The sequence below is a fragment of the Mycobacterium sp. SMC-11 genome (genome assembly GCF_046250095.1).
Classification (GTDB): domain Bacteria; phylum Actinomycetota; class Actinomycetes; order Mycobacteriales; family Mycobacteriaceae; genus Mycobacterium; species Mycobacterium heraklionense_A.
On sequence record NZ_CP176430.1, the window covers coordinates 4,616,777 to 4,633,681 of the forward strand.

Genomic DNA, 16,905 nt, shown 5'->3' on the forward strand with positions numbered 1-16,905 from the left:
TGGGAATCTCACGACGCGCCATCGGCGTGTCATGTCGTGAGATTCCCACTCGCGGCGGCTGGAGCACTCCCGAACGTGTTGGGCGCCGGGCGGGACGGGTTCCCCGCCCGGCTGACCCCGTCGCATAGCATCAGGGCTCGTGTCCTCCACCTACGACCAGCCCAAGCAGCGCCATCGGATCGCCCGGCTGATCGCGGTGCTGGCCGGCCTCACCGGCGTGCTGCTGTGCGGTATCACCCCGCTGCTCCCGGTCAAACAGACCACCGCCACCATCGCCTGGCCCCAGGGGCTCAACGCCAACGGCCACGTCAGCGACGTCACCGCGCCGCTGGTGTCCGGTGCGCCCCGCAGCCTGGACATCACCATTCCCTGCTCGGCGATGGCCACCCTCCCCGAAAAGGGCGGACTGGTGCTGTCGACCGTGCCGGCTGGTGGCGTCGACGCCACCGCGCACGGCCTATTCGTGCGGGCCAACAAGACCGCGGTGTTCGCCGCCTACCGCGACCACGTGGCCGCGGCCGCCCCCCGCAGCAAGCTCGCCGACTGCACCGAACTGCACCTGTGGGCCGGGGCCGGCGGCGTCGGCGCGGACTTCGTCGGCATCCCCGGCGCGGCCGGCACCCTGCCACCGGAGAACAAGCCGCAGATCGGCGGCGTCTTCACCGAATTGGAGATCGGCCCGCAGCCGGGCCTGAACGCCCGCATCGACGTCGACACCCGGTTCATCAGCGGACCCACCATGCTCAAGACCGCCGCGATGACGCTCGGCGTGCTGGCGGTGCTGGCATCGATCGTCGCGCTGGCAGTACTGGACGGACCGCGGCGTCGGCGCGCCAGATCCAAGGTTCACGCGGTGACCCGACTCGCCGACGCGGGCGTCATCGGCACGCTCGCACTGTGGCACGTCATCGGCGCTATCTCATCCGACGACGGCTACAACCTCACCATGGCGCGCAACGCCGCGCACGCCGGCTATGTGGCCAACTACTACCGGTTCTTCGGCACCACCGAGGCCCCGTTCGACTGGTACCCATCGCTACTCGGCCACTTGAGCACGATCAGCACCGCCGGGGTGTGGATGCGCCTGCCCGCCACGCTGGCCGGTGTGGCCTGCTGGTTGATCATCAGCCGCCGCATCCTGCCCCGGCTGGGCCGGCTCTCCGGTAACCGGGTGGCGGTGTTCACCGCCGCGGCCATGTTCGCCGCGGCGTGGCTGCCGTTCAACAACGGCCTGCGCCCCGAGCCGCTGATCGCGCTGGGCACGCTGGTGGTCTGGGTCCTGGTGGAACGCACCATCGCCACCCGCCGGCTGGTGCCCACCGCGCTGGCGGTCCTGGTGGCGGTCTTCACCGTCACGCTGGCGCCGCACGGACTGATCGCACTGGCCCCGCTGCTGACCGGCTCCCGGGCCATCGAGGCGGTGATCCGCAAGCGGCGAGCCACCGACGGCCTCCTCGCGCCGCTGGCCGTGCTGGCCGCGGCCGCCTCGGTGATCGCCGTGGTGGTCTGCCGGTCTCAGTCCCTGGCCGCGGTCGCCGAATCGGCCCGCATCAAGTACGTGGTCGGTCCGACCATCGCCTGGTACCAGGAGTTCCTGCGGTACTACTTCCTGACCGTCGAAGAGAACGTCGACGCCTCACTGACCCGCCGGTTCGCCGTGCTGGTCCTGCTGTTCTGCATGTTCGCCATGTTGGTGGTGCTGCTGCGGCGCGGCCGGATCAACGGGGTGGCCAGTGGCCCGGCCTGGCGGCTGATCGGCTCCACCGCGGTGGGCCTGCTGCTGTTGACGTTCACCCCGACCAAGTGGGCGGTGCAGTTCGGCGGGTTCGCCGGGCTGGCCGGGGCGCTGGCGGCGCTCACCGCGTTCACCTTCGCCCGCGTCGGGCTGCACAGCCGACGCAACATGACCCTGTATGTGACCGCGCTGCTGTTCCTGGTGGCCGTGGCGACCTCCGGGGTCAACGGCTGGTTCTACGTCGGCGGGTATGGGGTGCCGTGGTTCGACATCCCGCCGGTGATCGCCAGCCGCCCGGTGACGTCGATGTTCCTGGCGGCATCGATCGCCACCGGCCTGCTGGCCGGCTGGCAGCACTTCCGGCTGGACTACACCGGGCACACCGAGGTGACGCCCAACCGGCGCAACCGGATCCTGGCCTCCACCCCGCTGCTGATCGTCGCCAGCCTGATGGTGCTGCTGATGGTCGGCTCGATGGCCAAGGCCGCCGCGGGACGCTACCCCGCCTACACCACCGCCAAGGCCAACGCCGACGCGCTGATGTCCGGCCTGGCCGGATGTGCCATGGCCGACGACGTGCTGGCCGAACCCGACGTCAATGCCGGCTTGCTGCAACCCGTCAGCGGACAGACCTACGGCGAGCTCGGCCCGCTGGGTGGTTCCGACCCGTACGGCTTCGACCCCAACGCCGTGGACGAGGACCTCACCTCGCTGGCCGTCATTGCCAAGCCCGGTGTGCCCAACGCCGATGCCTCCCCGAACAAGCCCAGCGCCAACCAGAGTGACGCAGCGGGCACCGCCGGCGGCAAGATCCCCGACGACGCCCCTGACGGCGTGAACGGCTCCCGGGTGGCGCTGCCGTTCGGCCTGGACCCGGCCGTCACCCCGGTGCTCGGCTCCTACAAGGAGCAGGTCGCCGCGCACGCCACCTCCGTCTGGTACCGGCTGCCGGAGCCCGACCGCACCGCCACCCGGGCACCGATCGTGGTGGTCACCGCCGCCGGCGCCATCTGGTCGCACGGCGAAGACGGCAAGCTCGACTACGGCCAGCCGCTGAACCTGGAGTGGGGCGCCAGCAATCCCGACGGCACGTTCAAGGCGCTCGGGCAGACCGAACCGATCGACATCGGGCCGCAGAACTCCTGGCGCAACCTGCGTTTCCCGCTGGCGTGGGCGCCGCCGGGCACCGACGTGGTGCGCATCGTCGCCAACGACCCGAACTTGTCCACCGAGCAGTGGATCGCCTTCACCCCGCCGCGGGTGCCGGTGGTCAAGACCATCAGTGAGTTGATGGGCTCGCAGACCCCGGTGCTGATGGACATCGCCGTCGCGGCGAACTTCCCGTGCCAGCGGCCGTTCACCGAGCACCTGGGCATCGCCGAACTGCCGGAGTACCGGATCATGCCCGATCACAAGCAGACCGCGGCATCGTCAAACCTGTGGCAGTCGGCCGAGGACGGCGGACCGTTCATGATCACCCAGGCCATGCTGTGGACGACCACCGTCCCGACCTACCTGCGCAATGACTGGTATCGCGACTGGGGTGCGGTGGAGGCCTATCACCGTCTGATCCCCGCGAAGGACGCGCCCGACGCCGTCATCGAGCAGGGGACCGTCACTGTTACCGGCTGGAGCCGGCCCGGACCGATTCGAGCACTGCCATGACGCGCGACCTTAAATTGACCCGCTGGGTGGCCGTCGTCGCCGGCCTGGTGGGCTTCCTGCTGTCGGTGGCCACCCCGCTGCTGCCGGTGGTGCAGACCACCGCCACGCTGAACTGGCCGCAGCACGGCGAGCTGAGCAGTGTGACGGCACCGCTGATCTCGCAGACCCCGATCTCGATGACGGTGAAGGCGCCCTGCGCGTTGGTGCGCGCACTGCCCGCCGAGGGCGGCACGCTGCTGGCGACCGCGCCGGCCAAGGGCAAGGACGCCGCGCTCAACGGGCTGTTCATCACCGTCACCGAGAAACGGGTGGACGTCACCGACCGCAACGTGGTGCTGGCCACCGCGCCGCGGTCCAAGGTGGAAGGCCCCGGCTGTACCGACATCGAGGTCACCTCGTCGCACGCCGGAACCTTCGCCACCATCGGCGGGATCACCCAGCGCTACGGCTGGCCCGACCCGAACCTGCGCCCGCAGATCGTCGGCGTGTTCACCGACCTGGCCGGTCCCGCGCCGGCCGGGCTGTCGCTGACCGCCGACATCGACACCCGGTTCTCCACCAAGCCCACGGCACTCAAGCGGGCCGCGATCTACGCCGCCATCCTGGCCACCGTGATCGCGGTGCTGGCGCTGTGGCGCCTGGACCGGCTCGACGGCCACCGGATGCACCGGCTGATCCCGAGCCGGTGGCGGTTCTTCTCACTGGCCGACGTGGCGGTCGTGTTCGGGTTCGTGCTCTGGTACGTGATCGGCGCGAACTCCTCCGACGACGGCTACATCCTGGGGATGGCCCGCGTGGCCGACCACGCCGGCTACATGAGCAACTACTTCCGGTGGTTCGGCAGCCCGGAGGACCCGTTCGGCTGGTACTACAACCTGCTGGCGCTGATGACGCACGTCTCCGACGCCAGCATCTGGATCCGGCTGCCGGACTTGGTCGCGGGGCTGGTGTGCTGGCTGCTGCTGAGCCGCGAGGTGCTGCCCCGATTCGGCCCGGCGGTGGCGGCCAGCAAGCCCGCCCTGTGGGCGGCCGGCCTGGTGCTGCTGGCGGCATGGATGCCGTTCAACAACGGCCTGCGCCCCGAGGGCATCATCGCGGTCGGTGCGCTGATCACCTGGGTGCTGGTGGAACGGGCCATCATCTCCAGCCGGCTCACGCCGGCGGCGCTGGCGATCATCTGCGCGGCCTTCACCCTGGGCATCCAACCGACCGGGCTGATCGCAGTGGCCGCGCTGCTGGCCGGCGGCCGTCCGCTGCTGCGGATTCTGGTGCGTCGCCACCAGATTCACGGCACCTGGCCGCTGGTGGCACCGCTGCTGGCCGCCGGCGCGGTCATCCTGACCGTCGTCTTTTCCGACCAGACCATCCGTACCGTGCTGGAAGCCACCAGGGTTCGCACCGCGATCGGCCCCAGCCAGGCCTGGTACACCGAAAACCTGCGCTACTACTACCTGATCCTGCCGACCGTCGACGGGTCACTGTCGCGGCGGTTCGGTTTCCTGATCTGCGCGCTGTGCCTGTTCACCGCGATGTTCATCATGTTGCGGCGCAAGCGTGTTCCCGGTGTCGCCAGCGGCCCGGTGTGGCGGCTGATGGGCGTAATCCTGGCGACCATGTTCTCGCTGATGTTCGCACCCACCAAGTGGGTGCACCACTTCGGGCTGTTCGCCGCGGTGGCCGGAGCGATGGCGGCGCTGACCACGGTGCTGGTATCGCGACAAGTGGTGAAATGGTCCAGAAACCGAATGGCGTTCGCGGCAGCGGTGCTGTTCATCCTGGCGTTGTGTTTCGCCACCACCAACGGCTGGTGGTACGTCTCGAGCTATGGCGTGCCGTTCAACGCCGACATGCCGCGCATCGGCGGGATCACCGTCAGCACAATCCTGTTCGCCATGTTCGCCGTCGCGGCCGGTTGGGCGGCCTGGCTGCACTTCGCGCCGCGTGATCGCGGCGAGGGCCGGCTGGCCCGCGCCTTGACCGCCGCACCCATTCCGGTGGCGGCCGGCTTCATGGTCTGCGTGTTCGTCGCCTCGATGGTGGCCGGGATCATCCGTGAATACCCGACCTATTCCAACGGCTTGGCCAACGTGCGGGCGTTCGTGGGCGGCTGCGGGCTGGCCGACAACGTGCTGGTGGAGCCGGACCCCAACGACGGGGCGCTGACGCCGCTGCCCGGTGAGTACGGCGAGCTCGGCCCGTTGGGCGGGGTGGATCCGGTGGGCTTCACCGCCAGCGGGGTACCGGAGAAGGTGGTGGCCGAGGCACTGCGGATGCCAATCACCCAACCGGGCACCGACTACGACTGGGACGCCCCGAAGAAGCTGAAGGCAGCCGGGATTAACGGCTCGACCGTGCCGCTCCCCTATGGCCTGGACCCGGCCCGGATTCCGTTGGCGGGCAGCTACAGCACCGACGGTCAGCAGGAGTCCAAGCTGACGTCGGCCTGGTACGCGCTGCCCCCTGCCGATGACGGGCACCCGCTGGTGGCGGTGACCGCAGCGGGCACCATCGCCGGCAACAGCGTGCTCAAGGGTTACACCACCGGCCAGGACGTGCAGCTGGAGTACGGCGTCCCCGGGCCCGACGGCGTTCCGGTGGCCGCCGGACGGCTGGTGCCCTACGACCTGTTCGGCGAGTGGCCGCGGATGTGGCGCAACCTGCGCTACCCGCGGGCACAGATCCCTGCCGACGCCGTCGCGGTACGCATTGTGGCCGTGGACAAGTCGCTGAACCCGCGGGACTGGATCGCGTTCACCCCGCCACGGCTGCCCGAGGTGAAGACCATCCAGGAGTACATCGGCTCTTCACGGCCGGTGCTGCTGGACTGGGCGGTGGGCCTGGCCTTCCCGTGCCAGCACCCGATGCTGCACGCCAATGGGGTCACCGAGGTGCCCGAGTACCGGATCACCCCGGACTACAACGCCAAGAAGCAGGACACCGACACCTGGCAGGACGGGGTCAACGGCGGGCTGCTCGGCATCTCCGACATGCTGCTGCGCGCCCACGTGATGGCCACCTACCTGAACTACGACTGGGGCCGCGACTGGGGCTCGTTGCGTCAGTTCGAGGTGATCACCCCGGCCACGCCCGCGGAGTTGGACCTCGGCAGCGCTACGCGTTCGGGCTGGTGGTCACCCGGCCAGATCCGGATCAAGGCCTAGCCTCCGTTCCCGCGAGCTGGGGGTACCTCTCCCGCTTGCGAGCGTGCGTGTCCGCACGCCGACACGCGTGTCACGCGTCACTCTGTGCACGCTCGCGGAGCCCGTCGGCTTGCTTCGCGATGACGGCAGCGAGCTCTCGCTCGAGTTCGCCCTGCACGCCGGGGATGCCGGTGCCGCGCAGGGAACACCCGAGGGTCTCGGGCAGGAACCGCAGGGCGACCAACCCGAGCACCGCGGCGGCCACCAGATATGCCGCCGGAAAGAGCTGCCAACCGGTGTGTTCGATGACCGAGTCGGCCAGCACCGGTGCGGTGCCGCCGAAGACCGCGACCGCCGCGTTGTCGGCGATCGCGAAGCCTGCGTAGCGCACCTGGGTGGGGAACATCGCCGGGAACGTCGCCGCCACAGTCGCCAGCGGTGCAGCGAACAGCACACTGAGTACGGTGAATCCGACCAGCGCGCAGGCGAATCCCTGGCCCATGAGCCAGTACATCGGCAATGCCAACACGATGAACCCGATCAGCGACCCACGCCATAGTGGCTTTCGACCGATCCGGTCCGACCAGGCGCCGGCGAACGGAATACAGGCCATCATGGCCAGCTCCCCGATCAGCACCACAGCCGTCCTGCTGCGCTCGTCGAGGCCGACAGAGGCGTGCAGGTAGGTCGGCTGGTAGGTCACCAGGGTGTAGTCGATGATGTTCAGCGCGACCAGCAGCGCGAACGTCACCAGGATCGGTCGGGTGTAGTTGGTCAGCAGGTCGACCAATCGGTCCCAGGCCGATCCCTTGATCGCGTCGCAGGCGACGCATTCGGCGAACACCGGCGTCTCGGGCATCCGACTGCGCAGCACCAACCCCAGCACGCCCAATGGCAGGGCCAGCAGAAAGGGGATACGCCAGCCCCAGGCGGCCATCTGTTCGTGGCTGAGCATCGCCTCCAGCACCAACACGACGGCACTGCCCAGCACAAAGCCGCCAACCGCGCCGAACTCCAGGAAACTGCCATAGGCCCCGCGTTTGTCATCGGGCGCGCTTTCGGCCATAAACGTTGCGGCGCCGCCGTATTCACCACCGGTGGAGAAGCCCTGCACCACCCGCAGGGCGATCAACAGCGCAGGCGCCCACCACCCCGCGGTGGCATAGGTGGGCAAGACGCCGATCAGCGTCGTCGCCACTGCGATCAGCAGGATGGTCGCAACCAGCACAGACTTCCGCCCGAACCGGTCTCCGATCGGGCCCCAGATCATGCCACCCAGCGGCCGAAGCACGAAAGAGACGGCGAAGCCGAACATGGTCCCGAGGTTGCCGAGCGTGTCCGGAAAGAAGGCTTCGGTCAGATAGGTCGCCACGACGGCATAGACGCCGTAGTCATACCATTCGGTCGCGTTGCCGATTGCTGAGGCTGCAATTGCTTTGCGCAGCAGTCGTTTTTGGTCATCTGGAGCGGTTCGAGATTTCCGCGTATCCGGCGCCGACGGCCTGGCCGGCAGTAGTAGGCTCATCGCGCCTCGCCGCTAGGGCATCCGCTGCCAGTACACACGTCGACCCCCTCGTCAGGCCTCCGACGGTTCGCACGGCGATCCGGGCAGCCGGAATCACGTTCCGGCCCCGCACAATCGGAACCTCGGCGGCCGGCCCATCATGGGATCGCCTGGGGTAAACGATAATTGGTTTGCTACAGAAGTGACTGGTGTTGCTGAAGCGTTACGCAACACTTATCCGTCCGAGACTAGGACGCGGCTTCCCAGTAAGCGGGGTCCAGGTATTGGCCGACCAGCGACTCCCACATCATGTTGGTCAAACCGTTGAGCATCTCGTCCACCGTCGGGTCGTCGCCAGCCGCGACGCCCACGCCGGCCATAGCTGCGAGTAACCCGTCCAGCGCGGGGTTGTCGAGCATGTCGACTTCCACGTATGTCTGCGGGTCGAACAGGTCGGCAACGAAAGCGCCCACGCCGGTCATCGTCGCCGTAAACAGCGCGTTGCTGACCTCGCTCCAGTCGAGGTTCGGCATGTCCTCGGTCGCCATGTTCGGGACATCTGCCGGGCCGTCGTTCCACCCGTGATCGATGTTGCCGTAACCCAGGTTCACCAGGATGCGCGTGACCGGTTCCAGCAGGTCATAGATGGGTTTTCCGGTAATCGGGACGAACAGCAGCGGGTACAGCAGCGGGAGGTACTCGCTGGGGATCACGTAGGAGTTGATCATGCTGTCCGGGCTGGACTCCAGCAGGACGGCGTCCGCGATCTGCTCGGGAGTCAAGCCCAGGTATGCAATGTGCTGGATGGCCATGCCCATGATTGCGTTCAGGCTGGACAGCGGGTTCAGGAAGTATTTCGGGAAGTCGGCGTAGCCGTCGTACTCCAAGGTGTAGATGCTGGTGGGGTACAGGTCATTCGGAGTCGGATTGCCCAGCGTCACGCCCTGATCCGCGAGATTGGCGGTGATGCCCGGCATGTCCGAGAATCCGACCAGCAGACCGCCATTCGGATTCGCCGAGTCACCGATCAATACGAAATGTACCGCCGAGCTCGGCACGCCGGCCTCGTCGAGCTGCTGCATTGCCAGCGTCGTCAGGGCGGCGCTCTGCGAGTAACCGAAGACCGTCACCGGGTGGTCCTCGTCCACCTTGCCTTCATCGAGCAAGGTCAGCACTCGGTCGGTCAGGGCCTTCGCGCCCTTGGCCATGGACTCGTCCAGCAGGTAGGCCTCCTGCGGAGTGGTCAGCACCTCCAGCTGGCCACCGAACCCGTTCGGCTGCAGAAAGAGGTCGTTCACGGTTTCGGCGTAATGCTCACTCGGCGTCGGCATCATGCTGGGGCCCATGATCAGCGCGATGCCGGAATTGGCGAGCGAGCCGCCCTCAGCAGCGGACAGCAGCACCCCGGCATGGTCGGGAGCCGAAGTCCACGACGAAACCTGGGGAGCACCGGCAATACCTGCAGCCAGGACCGCGGCAGCCAGTGCAGCTCGCAGGCCGGACTGGCAGTGACTGGACCGTGCCGAGACCGCATCAAACATCGATAATTCCTCGCCAGATTCTCGAGGCCGCACATGAGTGGGGCGCTGCCGGACCTGAATGATTTCAATCACACTCTGTTATGTCAAATTCAGGTTCACTAATCTGGAAACCAGCGCCACCAGCAAGAACCGGCCGACCCTGAGAACGTAGATCGCCCCACGCGGCCGCTCCCTGAGCCATCACTAAGCGGCGAGGCGCGCTAGATGTACTGCCCGGGCAGGTGTGGTGAACGCGTAGGGTTCGCCGCAGGCAAGCGTGGGCATGATGCCAGTCCCGTGAGCCTTGGCAAATTCCCTTGAGCGACAGCACAACTGACTGTCGGTGAGCACACTTAGACAACAACTCCGTCGGTCGGTAGCCACACCGATACCCATTCACCGAGGGCGCGGAATTGCCGCAACCGCCGGGGAGTTACCGACTAGATCGGCAGCAGGCCGTGCTTGCGCTGCACCTTGGGGAAGTTCTGCTTGTCCCGCAGCAGACGCAGCGACTTACGCAGCAACAACCGGGTCTCGTGCGGCTGGATCACGGCGTCGATGTAGCCCCGCTCGGCAGCGGTCCACGGGATCGCCATGTTCTCGTTGTAGCCGTCGATGAAGTCCTGCTTGATCTTCTGCACCTCGGGCGCGGTCGGATCCGGGAAGCGCTTCACCAGCAGTTGGGCCGCGCCGTCGGCGCCGATCACCGCGATGCGGGCCGTGGGCCAGGCAAAGTTCAGGTCCGCGGACAGCTGCTTGGAGCCCATCACCGCGTAGCCACCGCCGTAGGCCTTGCGGATGATCACCGTCACCTTCGGCACGTCGGCCTCGACGATCGCGTTGAAGAACCGGCCGCCGCGCTTGATGATCCCGTTCTTCTCCTCCGAGACCCCGGGCATGGCGCCGGGGGTGTCGACGACGAAAACCAGTGGGAGGTTGTAAGAGTCGCAGAAGCGGATGAAACTGGCTGCCTTGTCGGAGGCCTCGGTGTCGACCGCCCCGGACATGAACATCGGCTGGTTGGCGATCACCCCGACCGGATGCCCGTCGACCCGGGCGAACGCGGTGATCATCGCCTGCCCGCGCTGTTCGGAGATCTCGAAGACGTCACCGTCGTCGAAGATCCGCAACAGGATCTCGTGCATGTCGTAGGCCACGTTGTCCGCGTCCGGAACGATCGAGTCCAGCTCCAGGTCGTGCGGGGTGATCTCCGGCTCGAGACCGGGGTTGACGATCGGCGCGTCGTCGAAGTGGTTGGCCGGCAGGAACGACAGATAGTCGCGCACGTACTGGAACGCCGCCGCCTCGTCGTCGACCACCTTGTGGATGTTGCCGCGCTGCGCCTGCACGTCGGCACCACCGAGCTCGTCGAAGCTGACGTCCTCGCCGGTAACGTCCTTGATCACGTCCGGTCCGGTGATGAACATGTAGCCCTGATCGCGCACGGCCACCAACAGGTCGGTCTGGATCGGCGAATACACCGCCCCCCCAGCACATTTACCCAAGATGATCGAGATCTCCGGCACCAGGCCGCGCAGCATCTCGTGGCGCCGGCCCAGCTCGGCGTACCAGGCCAGCGACGTCACCGCGTCCTGGATACGCGCACCCGCGGAGTCGTTGATGCCGATGATCGGGCAGCCGACCATGGCCACCCACTCCATCAGCTTGGCCACCTTGCGGCCGAACATCTCGCCGACCGAGCCCTGGAACACGGTCTGGTCGTGGCTGAACACACCGACCGGCCGACCGTTGATCCGGCCGTGGCCGGTGACCACACCGTCCCCGTACAGCGCATTCGGGTCACCGGGGGTCTTGCACAGCGCACCGATCTCCAAGAAGCTGCCCGGGTCCAGCAGCGCATGAATGCGCTCGCGAGCGCTCGGGATGCCCTTCTTCGCACGCTTGGCGACGGCCGCCTCACCGCCGGGTTCCTTTGCCAGCTCCAGCTTTTCGCGGAGCTCGGCCAGCAGTTCGGCGGTGGTCTTGTTACTCACGCGCTCTCGCTCTCGGCTTGGATCCGGTTGATCGCCTCACTCATGTGGGCGCCCACCTTGGCAATGTACGGCTCGTCGATCACCTGAACATGCTCGCCCCCGATCGGAACGATTTCCAGGTCGTTGACGTATTCGCCCCAGCCGCCGTCGGGCTTGCGGGTCGCATAGGCGGGCTCGAACACGATGGCATCATCGTGATACCGGTCAGCCATGTACAGCGCGACATACCCGTCGTAGGGCTGGTATTCGGCGGTGTCCAGGGCCCGATTGTCCAGGTACGACGTGCGCTGGTGCTCGATGATCCCGCCGGGGATCTGCACCCCGCTCTGGGACACCACATCCATCACGAAGCGGACCTGACCCTCATCGTCGAGCTTCTCCAGCTCCTCGTAAGGGATCTCGGGAACCTCGACGTTGAAGGTGCGCTCGGCGAACCGCGCGTAGCGGTCCCAACGGGCGCGCATGCCTTCCTTGCTCTGGTCGATCGGCTCGCCGGGCATCACCGCGTCGATCAGCCCGACGTAGCGCACGTCGGCACCGGACTGCTTCAGCCCGATCGCACACGCGTAGGCCATCGCCCCGCCCAGCGACCAGCCGGCCAGCAGGAACGGCCCATCGTGCAGCTCCAGCAGCTTGGGCACGTACTCGGCGGCACGCTCCTCGATGGAGCCCTCCACCCGCTCGATGCCGTAGACCGGGGTGTCGGCGGGCAGGCGCTTCATCAGCGGCTCGTAGACCACCGTCGAGCCACCGGCCGGGTGGAACACGAACAGCGGAACCTTGTTCGAGCCTTCGGGTTTGGCGCGCAGTGTGCGGACGAAACCGTCCACCACGCCGTCTTCCAACTGATCGCGGACGATCGTCGCCAGGGCCTCAATGGTGGTCGCCGACTTCACGTCGTCGGTCGAGATGATGCCCTCGGCACGCTCGGACAGCCGCTCGGCCATCTTGGTCGCGGTGTCGTCATCGAGAGTCGGCAGTTCGTTGAAGATGCCGCCCGGCGACTTCCCGGTGACGATCGCCCAGGTGGCGAACGTGACCCGCTCGGCGGCGTCACGCGGTGGCACGTCGGCGCCCAGCGCCTCGGTCACCGCCTCCTGGGTGAGCACCTTGGCAGCCGCTGCGGCGGCGGTCTTGGTGCTGACCCCCGACGGTCCGGACGGATCCGTTGGCGGCGGCGGAATCGCGGGCCCAGCCGGGTTGGTGGGCGGCGGCGGAATCGGAATGTCCGAAGCCGGCAGTGCCGCAGCGGGTTCCGATGCAGCGGGTGCCGCGGGAGCCTCCGGAGCATTCTCCGCCGCCTTGGCCGCCGCCAGGATCGCGGCCTGCTCGGCGGCGATCTCCTCGGCAGTCTGGGTCTGCTGGTGCTCGTGCAGCGCCTCGACCTCGTCGCGGTGCTCGACCGCGTAGCGGATCATTTCCTCGACGTTGTAGAGGTTCGCATCGCGGACCGCGGTCAGCTGGATCGGCGGCAGGTCGAAGTCGTATTCGACCCGGTTCTTGATCCGCACCGCCATCAGCGAATCCAGACCAAGTTCGATCAGCGGCACCTCCCACGGCAGATCCTCGGGCTCGTAGCCCATGGCGCCGCCGACGATCGTGCCCAACCGATCCGCGATGGTCTCGCCGGATTCCGGTGACCACTTGGCAAAGCCCGCAGCCAAACCGGCACCGGCGGTGAGGTTGTCGTGCAGGATCGCGGCGTCGTCGACCTGTTGTTCAACGGGCGCAACGGAAGTCGTAGCGGACTCGGTTACCGCGGTGCCCGCACCGACGGCGACCGGCAACACCCCGGCTGCGCCGCCACGCGACACCAGCGCGTCGTAGACCAGCGTGAACGATTCGCCGATGCGCGCGTGCACCTGCACGGCGGCGCCGCCCGGGTGCCGGGTCAGCGTCGTCACCAGGCGAGAACCCTCGCCGGGCACCGCCCGCTGTTCGGAGGCCACCAGAGTCGAGTCCGGAATGACCGTTGCGGCAGCGGCTTTCACCAGGGCAGCCAGGTCAGTCTCGCCACGACCGGCGTACTCGAAGACGTGCCGACCGTCCGGGGTCGCGACGTGCGAGCCGGGCATGACACCGGTGGCATCGCCGGAGAAGCGGGCGTCGAGCCAGTGCGGCTTGCGCCTGAAGTGCGTCGGCGGGATGTTGGCGAACTCCGCCGGGCTGACCGGACCTTCGACCTCACGCGGGAACAGGGTGCGGAAGTCGAGATCGTGGCCGTAGACGTAGAGCTGGGCCATTGCCATGGTCATCGCGTCGACGTCGTCGGTCTTGCGGGCCAATGTGGCGATCAGCTGGGCATCGTGCAGACCAGCGCTGGCCGTCGTCAGACCCACCTGCATGAGCGCGACCGGGTTCGGCGCCAGCTCCAGGAAGGTGGTGTAGCCGTTGTCGACGGCGTTGCGGACCCCGTGGGTGAAGTAGACGCTGTGTCGCATCCCCTTCTTCCAGTAGTCCACATCGTGGATCGGCTCGCCGCCGGGCTTGACGTAGCTGCCCTCGTGCACGGTCGAGAAGATGCCGATGTTCGGGGTGTGCGGCTCGATGCCCTGCAGCTCCGCGGAGAATTCGCCCAGCAGCGGGTCCATCTGCGAGGTGTGGCCGGCGCCCTTGGTCTGCAGCTTGCGGGCGAAGCGGCCCTCGGATTCGGCGCGGGCGACGATCTCGTCGATCTGCTCGGGCGGACCGCCGATCACGGTCTGGCTGGGGGCGGCGTAGACGCACACCTCCAGGCCGGGATAGGGGTTGGGGACCGCGGACAACAGAGTCTTGAGTTCCTCGGCGGAGTACTCGACCAGCGCCATGAACCGGATGTACTCGCCGAACAGCATGGCCTCGCCCTCACCCATCAGGTGTGCGCGCGAGCAGATCACCCGGGTGGCGTCGGCCAGCGACAGTCCACCGGAGAAGTAGGCCGATGCCGGCTCGCCCAGTGACTGGCCGATGACGGCGGTCGGGCGGGCGCCGTGGTGCTTGAGCACCTCACCGAGCGCGATCTGGATGGCAAAGATGGCGATGTTGGACGTCTCGATGCCGTAGTCGTGCGAGTCGTCGAGGATCAGCTCCAGCACCGAGTAGCCGCGCTCGTCCTGGACGTGGGCGTCGACCTTCTCGATCCACTCGGCGAAGATCGGGTCGCGCAGGTAGAGGTTCTTGCCCATCTTGCGGTGCTGCGCGCCGAAGCCGGCCATCACCCAGACCGGCCCGTTGGTGACCGGGCCGTCGGCGGAGTAGACGTTCGGCTTCTGCTTGCCCTCGGCGACCGCGCGCAGGCCGGCGATGGCCTCGTCGTGGTCGTGGGCGAGCACCACGGCGCGCGAGCGGCCGTGGTTGCGCCGCGACAGCGACCGGCCGATCGAGGTCAGCGGGGTGGCCCGGCCTTCTTCGCTGTCGATCCAGTCGGCCAGCTCGGCCGCGGCGGCCTTCTTGCGGGAGGTCAGGAACGCCGAGATCGCCAGGGGGATCAGCGGTTTCACGGGTTCTTCGGCGGCCAGCTCGGCCAGCGCCTCATCCCGCAGCCGCAGCGCCTCCTCGGTCAGGCCGGGCAGCTCGTACTCGGGCTCGTCGCCGAAGCCGTGCGAGCTCTCGGGTGCAATGAACTCGCCGTACTCGTCGAAGCGCGGGGCTTCGTGCTCGGCAAATTCGTCAGCCGGCTCGGCCACCTCGGTTACAACGGGCTCTTCGGGCTGCGGCTCACGCTCGATCACGTCGCGGGGCAGCACCTCGCGCACCACCAGGTGCGCGTTGGCTCCACCGAAGCCGAATCCGGACACCCCGGCGACCGCATAGCCGCCGTAGCGCGGCCAGTCACTGACGGTGTCGGCGACCTTCAGGTGGGTGCCGGCGAAGTCGATGTAGGGGTTGGGTCCGGCGTAGTTGATCGACGGCGGGATCTTGTCGTGCTGCATGGCGAGCACGATCTTGGCCAGGCTGGCCGCGCCGGCGGCCGACTCCAGGTGTCCGACGTTGGATTTCACCGCGCCCAGCAGCGCGGGCTTGTCCGCGGCGCGGCCGCGGCCGACCACCCGGCCCAGCGCCTCGGCCTCGATCGGGTCACCCAGGATGGTGCCGGTGCCGTGCGCCTCGATGTAGTCGACGGTGCGTGGGTCGATACCGGCGTTCTTGTAGGCCTTGCGCAGCACGGCGGCCTGCGCGTCGGGGTTGGGCGCCAGCAGGCCGTTGGACCGGCCGTCGTGATTGACCGCGGATCCGGCGATCACCGCGAGGATCTGGTCGCCGTCGCGACGCGCGTCGTCCACCCGCTTGAGCACCAGCACGCCGCCGCCCTCGGCGCGGGAGTAGCCGTCGGCGTCGGCCGAGAAGGATTTGATCCGGCCATCGGGCGACAGCACGCCGCCGACCTCGTCGAAACCGACCGTCACCAGCGGGGTGACCAACGCGTTCACGCCGCCGACCAGCGCCACGTCGGCCTCGCCGTTGCGCAGTGCCTGCACACCGGCGTGCGCGGCGACCAAGGACGACGAGCAGGCGGTGTCGACGGTGACCGACGGCCCGCGGAAGTCGTAGAAGTAGCTCACCCGGTTGGCGATGATCGAACTCGAGTTACCGGTGATGGCATACGGGTGGGTGATGCTCGGGTCGGACAGCGCCAGGTTCTGGTAGTCGCCGTTCGTCGAACCCATGTAGACCGCGACCGCTTGGCCGCGCAGGCTCGAGGCCGGGATGCGGGCGTGCTCCAGGGCCTCCCAGGTCAGCTCGAGCGCCATCCGCTGCTGCGGGTCGACGTTGTCGGCTTCCATCTTCGACAGCGCGAAGAATTCGGCGTCGAAGCCCTTGATGTCAGACAGGTAGCCACCGCGGGTGCGCGCCTTCTTGACGCGTTCGGCAACCCGGGGCTCCTCCATGAACTCCGACCAGCGCCCTTCGGGCAAGTCGGTGATGGCGTCGAAGCCCGCCAGCAGCTTCTCCCAGGTCTCCTCCGGGGAGTTCATGTCGCCGGGGAAGCGGGTGGCCAGGCCGACGACCGCGATGTCGGCGACGTCGGCGTCGCGCGACCAGTCCTCGGAATCGTCGGCCCCGTTTTCCAGCACCGGCTCGCCCTCGACGATCACGGTGGCCAGCGCCTCGATCGTCGGGTGCCGGAACGCCACCGTCGCCGACAACGTCACGCCGGTGAAGTCCTCGATGTCGGAGGCCATCGCCACCGCGTCACGCGACGACAGGCCCAGTTCGATCAGCGGGGCGGTCTCGTTGATCTTGTCCGGCGATTGCGAGGTGGCCTTGGCCACCCAGTCGCGTAGCCAGGTCCGCATGTCGGCGACGGTCAGGTCGGTGCGGCTGGTGCCGCGCAGGGTTGCGTCGTCGCCGTCGCCGGTCATCTGCG

At 67.9% G+C, this 16,905-nt stretch carries 6 protein-coding genes; 2 read left to right on the forward strand and 4 right to left on the reverse strand.

Annotated elements, in window-relative coordinates; all coding sequences use genetic code 11:
* Window positions 1-139 precede the first annotated feature (139 nt).
* Together ACKY0X_RS21535 and ACKY0X_RS21540 are read left to right on the forward strand one after the other, a co-directional pair.
* Window positions 140-3,400 carry an arabinosyltransferase domain-containing protein gene (locus ACKY0X_RS21535; protein WP_409427638.1) on the forward strand — a complete coding sequence of 1,087 codons (3,261 nt, stop codon included), beginning with the start codon at window positions 140-142 and terminating at the stop codon, window positions 3,398-3,400.
* On the forward strand, window positions 3,397-6,561 hold the full coding sequence (locus ACKY0X_RS21540) for an arabinosyltransferase domain-containing protein (protein ID WP_409427639.1): 3,165 nt from the start codon (window positions 3,397-3,399) through the stop codon (window positions 6,559-6,561). The genes ACKY0X_RS21535 and ACKY0X_RS21540 overlap by 4 nt, the downstream gene beginning before the upstream one ends.
* 70 nt (window positions 6,562-6,631) lie before the next feature.
* Here ACKY0X_RS21540 and ACKY0X_RS21545 read toward each other — a convergent pair whose 3' ends face one another.
* The 4 genes from ACKY0X_RS21545 to pks13 all read right to left on the reverse strand — a co-directional run bounded on the left by ACKY0X_RS21545 (window position 6,632) and on the right by pks13 (window position 16,900).
* Window positions 6,632-8,065, reverse strand: a complete 1,434-nt coding sequence (locus ACKY0X_RS21545) for an MFS transporter (protein ID WP_409427640.1) — start codon at window positions 8,063-8,065, stop codon at window positions 6,632-6,634.
* 227 nt (window positions 8,066-8,292) lie between these two features.
* Window positions 8,293-9,585, reverse strand: coding sequence for a PE-PPE domain-containing protein (locus ACKY0X_RS21550; RefSeq protein ID WP_409427641.1), 1,293 nt, complete (start codon window positions 9,583-9,585; stop codon window positions 8,293-8,295).
* A 419-nt stretch (window positions 9,586-10,004) separates the two neighbouring features.
* Window positions 10,005-11,558 carry an acyl-CoA carboxylase subunit beta gene (locus ACKY0X_RS21555; RefSeq protein ID WP_409427642.1) on the reverse strand — a complete coding sequence of 518 codons (1,554 nt, stop codon included), beginning with the start codon at window positions 11,556-11,558 and terminating at the stop codon, window positions 10,005-10,007.
* Window positions 11,555-16,900: a polyketide synthase Pks13 gene (pks13, locus tag ACKY0X_RS21560; protein WP_409429734.1), complete on the reverse strand. Its 5,346-nt coding sequence runs from the start codon at window positions 16,898-16,900 to the stop codon at window positions 11,555-11,557. The genes ACKY0X_RS21555 and pks13 overlap by 4 nt, the downstream gene beginning before the upstream one ends.
* Window positions 16,901-16,905 lie beyond the last annotated feature (5 nt).